The sequence below is a fragment of the Pseudomonas sp. HMWF006 genome, assembly GCF_003061205.1.
GTDB classification, from domain to species: Bacteria; Pseudomonadota; Gammaproteobacteria; order Pseudomonadales; family Pseudomonadaceae; genus Aquipseudomonas; species Aquipseudomonas monsensis.
In genome coordinates this window covers 1-13689 of sequence record NZ_QAIU01000045.1, presented here as the reverse complement: position 1 = coordinate 13689, position 13689 = coordinate 1, and the positions used below count along the sequence as shown (strand labels likewise).

16 protein-coding genes and 1 pseudogene are annotated in these 13689 nt (G+C 62.1%); 9 read left to right on the top strand and 8 right to left on the bottom strand.

What is annotated here, in order from left to right:
- Both DBR24_RS01655 and DBR24_RS01650 read right to left on the bottom strand, forming a co-directional pair.
- Positions 1–412: HAD family hydrolase (locus DBR24_RS01655; RefSeq protein WP_371921213.1), on the bottom strand; the 412-nt coding region annotated here is incomplete at its 3' end.
- A 56-nt stretch (positions 413–468) separates the two neighbouring features.
- On the bottom strand, positions 469–882 hold the full coding sequence (locus DBR24_RS01650; protein ID WP_123462561.1) for a response regulator: 414 nt from the start codon (positions 880–882) through the stop codon (positions 469–471).
- 199 nt (positions 883–1081) lie between these two features.
- On the opposite strand from DBR24_RS01650, the gene DBR24_RS01645 reads away from it, so the two are divergent.
- Positions 1082–2023 carry a class I SAM-dependent methyltransferase gene (locus DBR24_RS01645; RefSeq protein WP_128613689.1) on the top strand — a complete coding sequence of 314 codons (942 nt, stop codon included), beginning with the start codon at positions 1082–1084 and terminating at the stop codon, positions 2021–2023.
- A gap of 48 nt (positions 2024–2071) precedes the next feature.
- On the opposite strand, the gene DBR24_RS01640 is transcribed toward DBR24_RS01645, so the two are convergent.
- Positions 2072–2851: a helix-turn-helix transcriptional regulator gene (locus DBR24_RS01640; protein WP_128613688.1), complete on the bottom strand. Its 780-nt coding sequence runs from the start codon at positions 2849–2851 to the stop codon at positions 2072–2074.
- A gap of 110 nt (positions 2852–2961) precedes the next feature.
- On the opposite strand from DBR24_RS01640, the gene DBR24_RS01635 reads away from it, so the two are divergent.
- Both DBR24_RS01635 and DBR24_RS01630 read left to right on the top strand, forming a co-directional pair.
- Complete coding sequence (locus DBR24_RS01635) at positions 2962–4077, top strand: extracellular solute-binding protein (protein WP_128613687.1); 1116 nt, start codon at positions 2962–2964, stop codon at positions 4075–4077.
- 157 nt (positions 4078–4234) lie between these two features.
- Positions 4235–5353 carry a P1 family peptidase gene (locus tag DBR24_RS01630; RefSeq protein WP_128613686.1) on the top strand — a complete coding sequence of 373 codons (1119 nt, stop codon included), beginning with the start codon at positions 4235–4237 and terminating at the stop codon, positions 5351–5353.
- A 291-nt stretch (positions 5354–5644) separates the two neighbouring features.
- Here the strand turns inward: DBR24_RS01630 and DBR24_RS01625 are convergent, their stop codons facing one another.
- On the bottom strand, positions 5645–6331 hold the full coding sequence (locus DBR24_RS01625) for a GNAT family N-acetyltransferase (RefSeq protein ID WP_128613685.1): 687 nt from the start codon (positions 6329–6331) through the stop codon (positions 5645–5647).
- Positions 6332–6482: 151 nt separating this feature from the next.
- Between DBR24_RS01625 and DBR24_RS01620 the strand changes: the two genes are divergently transcribed.
- From DBR24_RS01620 to DBR24_RS01610, 3 genes are all read left to right on the top strand, one after another.
- Positions 6483–6968, top strand: coding sequence for a DUF3592 domain-containing protein (locus DBR24_RS01620; RefSeq protein ID WP_128613684.1), 486 nt, complete (start codon positions 6483–6485; stop codon positions 6966–6968).
- 182 nt (positions 6969–7150) lie between these two features.
- Positions 7151–7474, top strand: coding sequence for a YXWGXW repeat-containing protein (locus tag DBR24_RS01615; RefSeq protein WP_123462547.1), 324 nt, complete (start codon positions 7151–7153; stop codon positions 7472–7474).
- Between the two features lie 42 nt (positions 7475–7516).
- On the top strand, positions 7517–7729 hold the full coding sequence (locus tag DBR24_RS01610; protein ID WP_123462545.1) for a YXWGXW repeat-containing protein: 213 nt from the start codon (positions 7517–7519) through the stop codon (positions 7727–7729).
- Positions 7730–7744: 15 nt separating this feature from the next.
- On the opposite strand, the gene DBR24_RS01605 is transcribed toward DBR24_RS01610, so the two are convergent.
- Positions 7745–8302, bottom strand: a complete 558-nt coding sequence (locus DBR24_RS01605; RefSeq protein ID WP_128613683.1) for a YceI family protein — start codon at positions 8300–8302, stop codon at positions 7745–7747.
- 107 nt (positions 8303–8409) lie between these two features.
- Complete coding sequence (locus DBR24_RS01600; RefSeq protein WP_128613682.1) at positions 8410–9768, bottom strand: MATE family efflux transporter; 1359 nt, start codon at positions 9766–9768, stop codon at positions 8410–8412.
- A gap of 116 nt (positions 9769–9884) precedes the next feature.
- Here DBR24_RS01600 and DBR24_RS01595 point away from each other — a divergent pair, with 116 nt between their 5' ends.
- The 3 genes from DBR24_RS01595 (at position 9885) to DBR24_RS01585 (ending at position 12821) form a co-directional block, all read left to right on the top strand.
- Positions 9885–10454 (top strand): chorismate mutase, encoded by a 570-nt coding sequence (locus DBR24_RS01595; protein ID WP_128613681.1) that lies wholly within the window; start codon positions 9885–9887, stop codon positions 10452–10454.
- Between the two features lie 176 nt (positions 10455–10630).
- Positions 10631–10993, top strand: a complete 363-nt coding sequence (locus DBR24_RS01590) for a hypothetical protein (RefSeq protein WP_128613680.1) — start codon at positions 10631–10633, stop codon at positions 10991–10993.
- Positions 10994–11150: 157 nt separating this feature from the next.
- Entirely contained in the window at positions 11151–12821 is a 1671-nt protein-coding gene (locus tag DBR24_RS01585) for a diguanylate cyclase (protein ID WP_128613679.1), read from the top strand.
- Positions 12822–12908: 87 nt separating this feature from the next.
- On the opposite strand, the gene DBR24_RS01580 is transcribed toward DBR24_RS01585, so the two are convergent.
- Positions 12909–13295 carry a cytochrome c family protein gene (locus DBR24_RS01580; protein WP_123462539.1) on the bottom strand — a complete coding sequence of 129 codons (387 nt, stop codon included), beginning with the start codon at positions 13293–13295 and terminating at the stop codon, positions 12909–12911.
- A gap of 159 nt (positions 13296–13454) precedes the next feature.
- A pseudogene (locus DBR24_RS01575) lies at positions 13455–13689 on the bottom strand (PLP-dependent aminotransferase family protein); the annotation flags it as partial.

Genomic DNA, 13689 nt, shown 5'->3' with positions numbered 1-13689 from the left:
CAGCACTGGTGATCATCACCGCCGGTTCGGGTATCCCCGCCGCCGCCATCCGCCGCAATGCCAGATCCCGTGGCGCCGAGGTCACCATGGCCCAGCGATCCCCGGGCAGACCGTTGAGAAATGCCGCCGCACCGGGAATCTCGACAATGCCTTCGACGTCTTCGATTTCCGCTTCGGTGATAAACGCCGCTTGTGCTTCAGCGTCCACCCCGGGCAGGTTCAGGCGATTGATCGTGTCGATGGCCCGCACGCCATGAATGGTCGGCAAAAACGCCTCGACATCGACACCGTGGCGCACGGCCCAGGCGGACCAGATGCGTTCGGCGGCGGCGATGGAGTTGAGGACGGTGCCGTCCATGTCGAACAGAAAGGCGCCGAATGCGCGATTGAATACAGCGTCGTGAACAGGCAAGGGTCGCTTCCTCTGGCAAGGTGCCGGGCACAATAGGCCCGGCAATGTAGCACTTGTCAGTGCAGGCGCGGAGCCTTGGACTTGAATGCGCTGTCCACGCAATCGAGCAACTGGCCGATGGCCCACGGCTTTTTGATGAACGCGACCGGATGCTTGACCCCCGAGGTTTCCGGGGTTTCATAACCGGACATGACCATCACCGGCTTCTCCGGCCAGCGGTCGCCGACGAGGTTGGCCAGATCAGCACCGTTGAGGGTGCCGGGCATGGTGATGTCGGTCAGCAACAGCGCCACTTGCTGCGCGTGCTTTTCCAGGTAAAGCGACGCCGCATCGGCACTGGTTTGCGGTTCGACCTTGAAACCTTCCTCCTGAAGAATTTCGCAAAGAAACTCCAGAATCAACGGGTCATCCTCAACCACCAGAATCAACCCGCCAGGAAGGTGCGCGTTCGCCGTTGGTGTTGGGCACATGGAACAGCACTCCCTGAATTGCATTAACGATTTAGCGGCGTGAATCCGCTGCTTAACTGGTATGAGCAGCGGCTTCTACAGAAATTCACTTTTGATACAGGTCTTTTCCGAAAGAACGCCCAAGACCGGCGCAGACAGACGTTCGCCGCCGCCCGTTTGTGGTTAAAATGCCGGCCCTTTTGCTTGCCGACCCTGACCGATGAACCCTGAAGCCCTCGCCACCCTTCACGCCCATTTGCTGCCCGCGCTGGCGGCGGCACCGAGCGAAACCCGTCGCCTGTTTCACGGACGCGGGCGCTGCTGGCCGGGGCTTGAGCAGGTGACCGTGGACTGGTTGCAGGGCGTGGTGCTGGTGTCGCTGTTCAAGGAGCCGGCGCCCGAACAACTCGCAGCACTCAAGGACTTGTTGCTGCAGATCAGCCGTTCGCCGCAGTGGCTGCAGTCTGGCGCGCAGACCTTGCTGATCCAGCATCGTTACCTGCCGCAGAGCACCGCCGAGTGGCTGCTGGGCGAGGAGATCGAGGAAATGACCATCGTCGAAGGCGGCTTGCAGTATCGCGTCGATCTGGGGCGCAAGCAGAACGCCGGGCTGTTTCTCGACATGCGTTACGGGCGCAACTGGGTGCGCGAGCAGGCCAGCGGCAAACGGGTGCTCAACCTCTTCGCCTACACCTGCGGCTTCTCCGTGGCGGCCATCGCGGGTGGCGCCAGCCATGTGGTCAACCTCGACATGTCTCGCGCGGCACTGAGCCGCGGTCGCGACAACCATCGCCTGAACGGCCATGACCTGAGCAAGGTCAGCTTCCTCGGGCATGACCTGTTCAAGTCCTGGGGCAAGGTGATCAACAGCGGCCCGTATGACCTGGTGATCATCGACCCGCCGTCGTTTCAGAAAGGCAGTTTTCTGCTGACCAAGGATTACCAGCGCGTGCTGCGGCGTCTGCCGGAGTTGCTGACAGCACAAGGGACGGTGCTGGCGTGCATGAACGATCCGTCGTTCGGGGCGGACTTCCTGATCGACGGGGTGACGCAGGAGGCCCCGAGCCTGCGCTTTGAACAGCGACTGGAAAATCCACCGGAATTCCCCGATATCGACCCGCAAAGCGGCCTCAAGGCCTTGGTCTTTCAGCGCCACGGCTGACACCCCCGAAAATCCCTGCAGGCTCACGCCTACAGGGATTGTGGTGCATCAGGCAGTGGGTGGACGCAACACCAGCGCAAACAGCTCGCCATGCCCGTTCACATTGAGCTTGTGATAGAGATTGCGCCGATGGACCTTGACGGTTTCCGGTGAAATGCCCAGCTGCCGGGCCATCGCCTTGCTGGAAAAGCCCTGCAGAATCAGGCGCGCCGTGTCGATTTCGCGCACCGTCAGCCGCGCGTCAAAACGATCGAGCAACGTCGCCAGATCGCCGACCACCGCCTCAACCGGCACGCCCTGCGGCGGCAACAACTGCACATGCCGACGCATCGCTGCCAGGACCCAATCACGTACGCATAACAGCCGGCCCTGCTCGGCCAGGTCGAACCTCGTCGCCCGACCGAGCGACAAACCGAGCACGCCGCCCTCGACGTTGATCATGAACTGCAGCTCATCCTCGCCCACCACCGAGCGAAAATAGCTCTGGTAATACTCGCTGTGCAGAAACTGGTCCGGCGCCACCGAGGCCAGGCTATGCAAACCGTCGGCGATGCCATTCGACGCGGCTTGATAAAACGGATCGAGCAGATACATTCCGGCGCTGTAACCGGCAAGTTCCTGTTGCTCATCGGCGCCGCCCTTGCTGTCGAAGTCGATCAACAATTGCGGTGCCTGAGCGGCTTTCATGACCGCGACCAGCGCGTTGTCCAGCGGCACCAACAGGCGCAGGGTGTCGACCAGCGCTCGCCAGAAACCGTCTTCGCCGACGCTGCTGAACACCCGCGCCAGGCTCTGATGCACCGGCAATTCCTGCAACAACGCGTCCACGCACTACCCCTTTTGAGTAACCCATGATGGGAATGGGTCAGGCGTGACCGCCTCGATAGGCTGAGCACTCCTGTTCATCACCGGCCTGCACAGGCCAGGAGTGCCGCATCATGCGTCGTCACCGTGGCTATATCAACTTGGGCATCAACCTGGGTCTGCTGGCCTGTATCAGCGTCACCTCGAGCGCGATGGCCGCCGATGCGCCGAGCGTGCACGTTTACAACTGGTACGACTACATCGGCCCGAACACCCTGCACGACTTTCAGCGCGACAGCGGCATTCAACCGGTCTACGACACCTTCGACAGCGCCGAAGTGCTCGAAGGCAAACTGATGACCAGCCGCAGCGGCTACGACGTGGTAGTGGCGAGCAACTACAGCCTGCCGACGCTGATAAAGGCCGGCGCCCTCGCCCCGCTGCCCCGTGAGCAACTGCCGGGCTGGAAAAACCTCGACAACGATTTGCTGAAAAAACTCGCCAACAACGATCCCGGCAACCAGTACGCCGTGCCATATCTGTGGGGCACCAATGGCATCGGCTACAACGTCGACAAGGTGCGCGCAGCCCTGGGCGACAAGGCGCCGGTGGACTCCTGGGACCTGGTGTTCAACGAAGACAACCTCGCCAGACTCGGCCAGTGCGGCGTGGCGATGCTCGATTCACCCTCGGAAATGCTGCCGGTGGCTCTGCACTATCTGGGGCTGCCGCCGAACAGCACCGATCCCGAGGACTACAAGAAAGCCGAGGCGCTGCTGCTCAAACTGCGCCCGCACATCGCTTACTTCAACTCGTCGAAATTCATCAGCGACCTGTCCAACGGCAACATCTGCGTGGCAGTGGGCTGGTCGGGGGCGATGCTCGAAGCCAAGACCAACGCCGAGCAGGCAGGCAACGGCGTGAAGATCGCCTACAGCCTGCCCAAGGAAGGTGCGCCGGTGTGGTTCGACACCCTGGTGTTGCTCAAGGACGCACCGAACCGCACGCAAGGCCTGGCCTTCATCGACTACCTGCTGCGCCCTGAAGTGATCGCGCCGGTCAGTGAGCATCTGTCCTATCCGAACGGCAATCGCGCGGCCACGCCGTTGGTGGCCGCAGCCACGCGCGACAACCCGGCGGTGTATCCGTCTGCCAGCGCCATGGCCACGCTGTACACCCTCGAGCCGCTGCCCAAAGCCACCGAGCGGGTGCGCACGCGGGTGTGGAGCAAGGTCAAGAACGGCCAGTAACCCTCCTGTAGACCACAAAACCCTGAGGGAGCTGGCTTGCCAGCGATAGCGTCCGGTCAGCCAGTATCGTTGTCGCCTGACACGCCGCCTTCGCGGGCAAGCCCGCTCTCACAGCAATCGTGACTTGTTCAGACTTTTTATAGAGAGACCAACCTCAATGAAACCTCGTGCCCGCGACCTCAATATCCGCATCGGCCAGTTACCGCCCGGCCCGCTCAACGCCATCACCGACGTGCCCGGCATCCGCGTCGGCCACAGCAATGTGCGCGGGCGCAGCAGCGCCGGACGGGACATCTGCACCGGCGTCACGCTGATCGAACCGCGTCCGGGGTCAACCAACCAGCAGCCGTGTTTCGCCGGCGTGCATGTGCTCAACGGCAACGGCGATGCCACGGGGCTGGAATGGATTCGCGAGGCCGGCCTGCTGACCAGCCCGATCGCCTTCACCAACACCCACAGCCTCGGTGTGGTGCGTGATGCGATGATTGCCCTGGATCGTCAGCAACAACCGGATGACGGCCGGCTCTACTGGAACATGCCGGTGGTGCTGGAAACCTTCGATGGCTTGCTCAATGACATCAACGGTTTCCACGTGCAGCCCGAGCATGTTGCCGAAGCAATGAACAGTGCGGTGGACGGCCCGGTCGAAGAAGGCGCCGTGGGGGGTGGCAGTGGCATGATCTGCCATGAATTCAAGGGTGGCATCGGCACCGCATCGCGGCGTTTGAGCGCTGCCCAGGGCGGCTGGACCGTGGGCGCCATCGTGCAAGCCAACCACGGCATTCGCAGTGAGCTGCGGGTCGATGGTTATCCGGTCGGGCGTTACATGGAGCAAAAGGACTCGCCGTTTTTGCGTGCCTCGCTGCCGCACCCGGGCATGGGTTCGATCGTCGTCTGCCTGGCCACCGATGCACCGTTGTTGCCGCATCAATGCACGCGTCTGGCACAGCGTGCCAGCCTTGGCCTGGCGCGGACCGGCGGTGGTAATGAAGACCACAGCGGCGACATTTTCATCGCCTTCGCCACCGGTAACGCTCAGGTGCCACCCGCCGCCTACGAAGGCAAAGGCGCGCCGACCTGCGACGGGTTGCGCATGGTCAATAACGACCACATCAGCGAGCTGTTTCTGGCGGCGACCGAAGCGGTAGAGGAAGCGATCATCAACGCCCTGCTCGCCAGCGACAGCACCGACGGCAACGGCCACTCGGTGCCGGGACTGGATGCCGAGACCCTGCTCGCCGCCCTCGCCCAAGCAGGCTGGCCAGGCGCCCGCTAACATCACTGTTGCCGGCTCGCTCCTGCAGGAGGCGGAGCGGCGCCACCGCGGCGCTGCCTCGCGGCGCAATCCGCGCGACTGGCGGTACTTGAGCCCGCCCTGCCACGCTCACAGAATGGAATGACGCAGTGACTTGGCTCATCCAGCGCTGCGTAGGCGCGGGTGCTCTGAACCCCAAATCAAGCCCGTGCCTGGCTTCATGCGCATCTTGAGCCTCACGGGCTCTACTTCCTCCCCATCAAAGAGCTTTGAGGCTCTTTTTTTGTCTGCGCGAATTGGCCGGGTACGCAATCAGTGCACGGTGAGGCGCTGGCGCACGAATGCTTCGGTGTGGCGGGTGACTTGATCCAGATGCCGGTCGCGTTGTTTCTCCGCATCGAGCATGGCGCGCTTGCCGTTCTTCTGCAGCAGATAGGTGTGAATCTGCTGCACTTCCAGTGACCGGTAGATCGGCGTGGTGTCGATAAAACCGCGCAGACCGTTGCTGCGGTAATGCCGGGTGCTCATCAGCACCTGTGTCTCGCGCTGCCCGATCACGTCAAAACCCAGCGCCTCGAAATACGGGACTTTGCCGACGCTACAGGCCAGTTCGGCGTGAGGGTAACGCCCGACCATTTCAGCGATCATCGCCCGTGCCACCCCTTGGCGCCGATGCCCTTCACGCACGGCCATGTACGCCACGCTGCAGGCTTCCCAATCGCCCTGCACCGGCAGGTACAGCAGAAAACCGATCAGCTGTTGCGGGTCATCGTCATCGGTCGCCACGAGCAACTCCACCTCGGTGCCCTTCTCGCCGTTCAACGCTTCCAGATACAAATGCACCTCATAACCGACCACGTACTGATAAACGTTGTACAGCAGGTTGCTCGGGCCGAGACCGACCGCGCTGATGTCGGTCAAGTAGTCGACGACCATCTGCAGGATCTGGCTGTTGACGCTTTCCGGGCATGGGGTTTTGTAATGGGTGATGCGTGGCATGGCGAACTCCGACGGTAAAAAGCGTCGCCGACAACCGCGGCGGTCGACGAACCGCGACATCATACCGTGACGCGACCGGCTACCGCCTAAAGATCCCTTTGCGCGGGCCGATGTAACGACCTCTCTCTCCGCCAAGACCAAGGATCGGGCCATGTATTACCCGCGCGAAGCTGCCAAGGATCACCTCTATAACCGCATCGTCATGTTGACCGTCGCCTGCTGCGTGGTCTTGCTTCTGGCCGGTATGGCCCGCAATCAGGGCATCCTGTATGGCGTGTTGAATCTCAACGGCGTGGACACCCGCGGCACTGTCACGCAGCTGGAAAACATCCCGATGAACAAAAATGGCAAGGTCATCCACTATCGCTATGCCGATGAGCAAGGCCAGGTTCATGAAGGGCAGCATGCCGACGAGCGCTACGCCGAACACACCCAGTACGAAGTCGATGGCCCCATCCCGCTGCTGGTTTCGCGCTGGATGCCTGACAAAAGCTGCATCGCCAGCCAGCTGCAAAGCTACAAGACCGGGTTCTACATCATGACCGGTGGTGTGTTGCTCGCCCTGCTGTTTCTGCTGATCTCGGGCAGGACGTTCTGGCAGATTCAGGCGATGAAAGAACAAGACCGGTTCTATTGAACCCAGGTTCACCTCCCGGCCTCGGCGCGCGCGGCATACCTTGCTGGCGCGCCACGCTGTCAGCCTCGCGCCGCCCTCCTCTCTGAATAAAATTTCATCTGCCGCGCACAGGATCTTTTGCCGATTCGGCGTCCAATTCCTCAACTGCGTTCACTTTTCCACGCAGGCCTTGAGGAGTTGTCATGAGCGTTTTGCGTTCCCTGTCCAAATGGCGAAAAACCCTGCTGCTGGTGCCGCTCACCCTGGCCGCGCTGGCCAGCGCGCCGGTGTTCGCGCAACCGGTGGTGATCGTTCAGCAAGCACCGCCGCCGATGCGCATGGAAGTGATGCCGGGCGCGCGTCCCGGTTATGTCTGGGATCAGGGCCATTGGCGCTGGCAAGGACGCGGTTATGTCTGGGTGCCCGGTCACTGGCAACCGGTGCGCTACGGCGCGCGCTGGAAACCGGGGCACTGGCAGGCTCGCGGGCCTAACTGGGTCTGGATTGAAGGGCATTGGGTGCGTTGATCGCCCGACACGCTGTACACCTCATCTATCGGGAACTTCACCATGTCAAACACCGTTAAATCGCTCCTCGCCGCTACGCTGGTGGCGATCACCCTGTCCGGTTGCGTGATTGCACCGGCGCGTCCGCACCGGCCACCGCCACCGGTGGAAGTGGTGCCGGTGATGCCTGCACCGGGCTATCACTGGGTCGCGGGCCATTATCGCTGGGGCGGCAATGAGTGGCGCTGGGTGCCGGGGCACTGGCGCGCCTATTGATCCGGGCAGGTGGCGTCACTGCTGTGGCGCCACCACTCGGAACTTGATGGCAATTTCCCTGGACACCACAGTGTCCGCCCACTCCCCCGCACCCAAGCCGAACCTGTCGCGGTCGAGCAACAGTTCACCGTCGAAAATGCCGATGTCACTGTCCGGTTTCAGTTCCACCGGCACCTTCACATCACGGGTGATGCCCTTGAGGGTGAGACGGCCGGCGATCAGGTAGTGGTTTGCGGAAACCCGAGTGAATTGGCTGGACTCGAACACCGCCACGGGGAATTTCGCAGTATCGAACCATGCCGGTTTCACCAGTTCGGTATTGGCATCTTCACTGCCGGCGTCGATGCTGGTGAGGTCAATGTGCAAGGTGGTCTGGGCGTTGGCGAGGTTGTCGGTGTCGAGCTTCAGCGTCGCGTCGAACTTGGCGAACGTGCCGTACATCCGCGAACCCATCTGGTTGTACGTGAAACTGATCTGGCTGGCGGCGGTGTTGACCCGGGTGTATTCCACCGCCTGCACGGCGGGAATGGCACACAGGAACAACGCGGCAACCAGCAACAAACGAATCGACATGGGATTCTCCGGGCAGCGCGTTGTCGTCGGGGGCTCGATTGACTTAAGCAAACATCGGCCGGTTACACCACCCACGCCCCTGCGGCAGCTTCTGCATTTGGCTGTATTCAAACCAGGCGTTCGATCTTCTGATGCTGCCAGACCAGCTTGTAATACAGGGTCTGCAGCACCAGCATCCCCAGATACGCGACCGGGAACGCCATCCACACGCCCTGCAAACCATATTGCCCGTCCAGCCAGTACGCCGCCGGCAACTGCACACCGACCACGCAGATGATTGCGATCGCCACAGGCACCAGCACCGTACCGCTGGCACGCATGATCCCGCCGATGATCGCCTGGAAGCCAAACACCAGCAGGCTCCACAACATGATGTGCAGCAGATGTTCGGCCATGGCGCGGGTGCTGTCCTCAGTCAGGAACAAACCCAGCAACCAGTGCGACAGCAAATAGCCCAGCACAATCAATCCGCCGGTCAGGCACACGTTGATCAGCAGCCCGGTGCGCAGGATCGGCCCCATGCGTTCCAGCCGTCCGGCCCCGATGGCCTGGGCGCCGAGGATCGACGCGGTGATCGCAATCGACAACGCCGGGAACTGCACGTAGTTGACGATCTGGGTCACCGCGCCATAGGCCGCCGTCGCCTGTGAACCATGCTGGTTGACCAGCGCCAGAATCACCAGCTCGGACAACGACAGCACGATCATCTGCACCCCGGTCGGCAGACCGATGCGCAGGACCTTGCCGAGAATTGCCGCGTCCAGGCGCAACGCGGCGAAGAACTCGCGATCCGGCGCCAGCGGATGCCCCTTGCGAATCAGGCGCCACGCCAGCCACGCCATCGCCGACAGGTTACCCGCCAGTCCCGCATAGGCCGCGCTCTGAATGCCCATCTGCGGCAAGCCGAACCAGCCCCGTATCAGCGCTGGCGTCAGCGCCAGCCCGACGCAGGTCGACACCATCAACGCCAGCAACGGCGACAGCGTATCGCTGACCCCGCGCAGCAACTGTGTGAACAACACGAACACCAGCATCGACGGCAGAATCCACATCATCACGTGGGCATACGCCACCGCATCGTCGAGCACATCCGCCGGCGTGCCCAACCCGGCCAACGCCTGTCGCGCAAAAACGCTGCCGAGTACCGCCGCGACCAGACCGATCAATACCCCCAACAGCAGCGTCGCCCCGGCAATCGCCTTGACCATGTGCGGCTCACGCGCGCCCCATGCCTGGCCGATCAGTACACCGGCGCCGGCACCGAGGCCGATCACCAGGGCAATGAAAAAGAACACGATGGGAAACATCCCCGACACCGCCGCCAAGGCCTGCGTGCCGAGCATCTGACCGATGTAGATGCTGTTGACGGTGCCGGACATCGATTGCAGGAAATTGGACAACACCATCGGCGCCAGAAACAGCAAGTAGGTTTGCCAGAGAGGTTTGATGGCGCTGGGGGTTTGCATTGACTGGAGGTCCATCTCGACACGGGAAGACTGATGCAGGATAGCTTCGGTGACTTGCAAGCGGGGTGCAATTAACATTTGAGCCCCGTGTTTATATTTCAATCGAGGCCATGCCCATGCTCCAGCCGTCACGCCTGCTCTCCTGTGCCTTGCTGGCTCTGTTCGCCGGCACCGCCCACGCCGCCTCAGCCGCAGCGCCCGAGTCGTTGAAACCCTTGTTGATGACCCTGAACGAACGCCTGAACATCGGCGATCAGGTGGCGTTGACCAAATGGGACAGCGGCAAGCCGATTCAGGACAGCCCGCGTGAAGCGCAGGTCATTGCCAACGCCCGCGCGCTGGCCGTTGAACGCAAGCTGGATCCTGAAGACGTTGCACAGTTGCTCGCGGCGCAGATGGAAGCCAACAAGCTGGTGCAGTACGGCTTGCTCGCGCAATGGCAGGCGGCCGGGGCGGCGCCGGACACACCGCGGCCGGATCTGGGCCAGCAGATCCGCCCGCGACTGGATGAGTTGCAGAGCCGGCTGTTGCAGCAATATGCAGCGTTTGCGCCGTATCGCCAGGCTGCGGATTGTCCAGCGTGGATGATGGAGGCGCGCAAGGGGCTGGCGCGGGATGCGCTGCATGAGTTGGCGTTGGTCAGGGCTACCGGGGAGTTGTGTGTTCGGGCCGGGAACTCACGCTGAGCGACGTCAGGATCAAAAGATCGCAGCCGGCGCCAGCACCTACAAGTGGTTGGTGTGGGGTTTGGGGGACCATCATTGCCGTCGATGTTTACCATCACGGCAATGAAGTTCTCATAAAAATTCTGCGGCGTAACATCCGCTCCATACCAACCCAAAACACCCCGGAGCACACGATCATGAAACGCCAGACCCTTCTCAGCATCGCTTTCTCGGTTTTTGCAGTTAACGCTTTCGCCGCAACCCCGGCGCACACCCTGATCGCCGAAGGCGGCTCGGACAAGTTGATTGAAAGCCGTGTAGCTGAAGGCGGTTCGGATCGTCTGCTCGAACGCCGCGTTGCCGAAAGCGGCTCTGATCGTCTGCTCGAACGCCGCGTTGCCGAAGGCGGCTCCGATCGTCTGCTCGAACGCCGCGTTGCCGAAGGTGGTTCGGATCGTCTGCTCGAACGCCGCGTTGCCGAAGGCGGCTCTGATCGTCTGCTCGAACGCCGCGTTGCCGAAGGCGGTTCGGATCGTCTGATCGAAAGCCGCAACGCTTGAGCCCAAAGCACTGCCGCTGTCCCCATTGAAAGCCCGGCCTGATCAGCCGGGCTTTTTCGTGTCGGCGGTTTCGTCCCGGTTCGTGAACCGCTTCGCTGGCAGCTGATCGCCGATGTCGCATACCATGGCGCCACTCCAATGAAGACAGACACCGCCCATGCTCAAAGCCAGTCTGCGTAGCCATCTCACTCTCTGGTTTACCGGTTTGTCCCTGCTGACGTTGTTGAGCGTGGGCTTTTATGTGGGCCACATCGCCACCGAGCAGATGAAGCAGGCCAGTGGCAGCGCGTTGCTCAATACGGCACGTTCGGCCGCGTCGTTGCTGGGTGAACAACTGCGCGAGCGGCAGTTGGAGGTGTATCTGCTCAGCCGGGCGCCGCATCTGGAACGCGGTGATCTGGACAACCCGGCCATTCTCAAATCGTTGCAACTGCGCACTCAGGCCCGTGCCGAATATGCGTGGATGGGTGTGACCGATGCCGCAGGCAACGTGCATCAAGCGGTGAACGGCTTGCTGGTCGGCCAATCGGTGCAACAACGGCCGTGGTTTCAGGCCGGACTGCGCGGCGAATACACCGGCAATCCTCATGAAGCGGTGCTGCTGGCCAAAATGCTGCCGGGGTCGCCCAGCGGCGAACCGTTGCGTTTCATCGACTTCGCGGCGCCGATCCGTAACGCCGCCGATCAGGTGATTGGTGTGCTGGGCGCGCACGCGCATTGGAACTGGGTGACGCGCATTGTCGAATCGGCGGCGTTCTCCCACAAGAACTCGGCACCGGACATCGAAGCGCTGATCATCGATCACGACGGCAAAGTGCTCTACCCCGAAGCCTTGATGGGCCAGCGATTATCGACGAGTGATTCACGCGCGCCGGGCTGGTCGGTGGGCGATGGCTACCTGACCAGTATGGTTAAAGTACCAACACCGTCGAGCAGTGCACTGTCGTGGTCGATTGCCGTGCGCCAGCCCCTGGAAACCGCGCTGCAACCGGCGCATATGCTGCTGTATAAATTGCTCTTGCTGGGGGTGGTCGCTGCCGTACTGTTTGGCGTGGTGGCCTATTATCTGGCGCTGTACCTGAGTCGTCCGATCGAACAGCTGGCGCGTTCGGCCAAACAGGTGCAGGACAACCAGCCCGGTGCGCACTTTCCGTTGCAGCACCCGGTGCGGGAAATCGCCCAGCTTGGCCAGTCGATCGATGCAATGACGCAGTCGCTGCTCGGCAAGGAACGCGAACTGCAGGAGGCCAATGCATCGCTGGAAGCCATCGTGGCGCAGCGCACGGCCGATCTGCGCCAGGCCAACGCCGAGCTGCTGAGCCTGGCGACCCACGACGCGCTGACCGGCGCCTACAACCGTCGCCGCTTCGACGAAAAACTCACCGAATACACGCTGCTGTCGCGCCGCACTGGGCGCCCGTTTGCACTGCTGTTGATCGACGCCGACCATTTCAAACGCATCAACGACACCCACGGCCATGCGGTGGGCGATGACGTGCTCAGGCAATTGGCCCAATTGATCGGCGCCAGCCTGCGCACCACCGATTTCGTCGCCCGTTACGGCGGTGAAGAGTTCGCTGTCCTGTTGCCGGAAATCGCTCAGCCCGACACCCCGGAAGTGGTCGCCGAGAAAATCCGCGCGGCGATTGCCGACACGCACTTCCCGGTGGTCGAACACGTCACGGTGAGCATCGGCGTGGGCCTGGCGGACCCGGCGGACAACAGCCCCACTGCCCTGATCAAACGCGCCGATCAACAGCTGTACCAGGCGAAAGCGGCGGGACGCAACCGAGTGGCGCATCACGCGATCAGCACCTCGCCTCTCTGATCGTTCCCACGCGCTACGTGGGTACGCAGTCCGTGAGGCACACTCCCACGCCAAGCGTGGCGGCGATCAGAAATCAAGCGCCGGCCCTTATTGCGCGAAGGTCTGGAGGTAGGCCAGCAGGTTGTCGAGTTTTTCCTGGTCGCTCAGCCCCCAGAAAATCATCCGCGTGCCAGGCACCACGCCTTTCGGATCTTTCAGGTACGCCGTCAGCGTGTCGCGGTCCCAAGTCAGGCCGGCATTTTTCATCGCGTCGGAATAAACGTAGTTCGCCGAGGTCCCGGCCTTGCGGCCAATGATGCCGTTGAGTTGCGGACCGAAGCCCGGCCTGGCGGATTCGCCGACCTGATGGCAGCCGCCGCACAGGCGCGGGAAGATCCTGGCGCCGGCCTCAGGGTCGCCGGCGGCGTGCGCGGTGGTGCCGAAAAGGCCTGCGGCAAGGATCAAGGTCAGGGACAGGAAAGCGCTGTTTTTCATCAAACGATCCAAAGCAGTGTCGTGCAAGTGCGCCAAGGCTAACATTTTGTGGCGAGCGAGCTTGCTTCCGCCGGGTGGCGAAGCGGCCGCAAACACAGGACTGCTGCGCAGTCCAGGGGGAACAAACTCCCTCGCCACGGTTTTCTCGCCAGCGAAAGCTTACAGATACGCGCCGATGACCTTTCTGACGGTGATCAACGCTTGACGCAAGACGTCCATGTCCACCGACCCCAACGCCAGCCGAATCGCATGGGGCACCTGCGCCGACACCGAAAACGGCTCCGCCGTGGTGACCGAAATCTGTTCGTGCATCAACGCCACGACGATCTGATCGGCGCGCACGTCTTCCGGCAGCGGTAGCCATAGGAAGTACGAGGACGGATGGCCAATGCAG

Bases quoted from the DNA above. Each gene is read 5' to 3' on its own strand.
- DBR24_RS01585 (WP_128613679.1), top strand. From the start codon at position 11,151: ATGCTCAAAGCCAGTCTGCGTAGCCATCTCACTCTCTGGTTTACCGGT.
- DBR24_RS01610 (WP_123462545.1), top strand. From the start codon at position 7,517: ATGTCAAACACCGTTAAATCGCTCCTCGCCGCTACGCTGGTGGCGATC.
- DBR24_RS01635 (WP_128613687.1), top strand. From the start codon at position 2,962: ATGCGTCGTCACCGTGGCTATATCAACTTGGGCATCAACCTGGGTCTG.
- DBR24_RS01605 (WP_128613683.1), bottom strand. From the start codon at position 8,302: ATGTCGATTCGTTTGTTGCTGGTTGCCGCGTTGTTCCTGTGTGCCATT.
- DBR24_RS01630 (WP_128613686.1), top strand. From the start codon at position 4,235: ATGAAACCTCGTGCCCGCGACCTCAATATCCGCATCGGCCAGTTACCG.
- DBR24_RS01645 (WP_128613689.1), top strand. From the start codon at position 1,082: ATGAACCCTGAAGCCCTCGCCACCCTTCACGCCCATTTGCTGCCCGCG.
- DBR24_RS01620 (WP_128613684.1), top strand. From the start codon at position 6,483: ATGTATTACCCGCGCGAAGCTGCCAAGGATCACCTCTATAACCGCATC.
- DBR24_RS01590 (WP_128613680.1), top strand. From the start codon at position 10,631: ATGAAACGCCAGACCCTTCTCAGCATCGCTTTCTCGGTTTTTGCAGTT.
- DBR24_RS01595 (WP_128613681.1), top strand. From the start codon at position 9,885: ATGCTCCAGCCGTCACGCCTGCTCTCCTGTGCCTTGCTGGCTCTGTTC.
- DBR24_RS01600 (WP_128613682.1), bottom strand. From the start codon at position 9,768: ATGCAAACCCCCAGCGCCATCAAACCTCTCTGGCAAACCTACTTGCTG.
- DBR24_RS01625 (WP_128613685.1), bottom strand. From the start codon at position 6,331: ATGCCACGCATCACCCATTACAAAACCCCATGCCCGGAAAGCGTCAAC.
- DBR24_RS01615 (WP_123462547.1), top strand. From the start codon at position 7,151: ATGAGCGTTTTGCGTTCCCTGTCCAAATGGCGAAAAACCCTGCTGCTG.
- DBR24_RS01650 (WP_123462561.1), bottom strand. From the start codon at position 882: ATGTGCCCAACACCAACGGCGAACGCGCACCTTCCTGGCGGGTTGATT.
- DBR24_RS01580 (WP_123462539.1), bottom strand. From the start codon at position 13,295: ATGAAAAACAGCGCTTTCCTGTCCCTGACCTTGATCCTTGCCGCAGGC.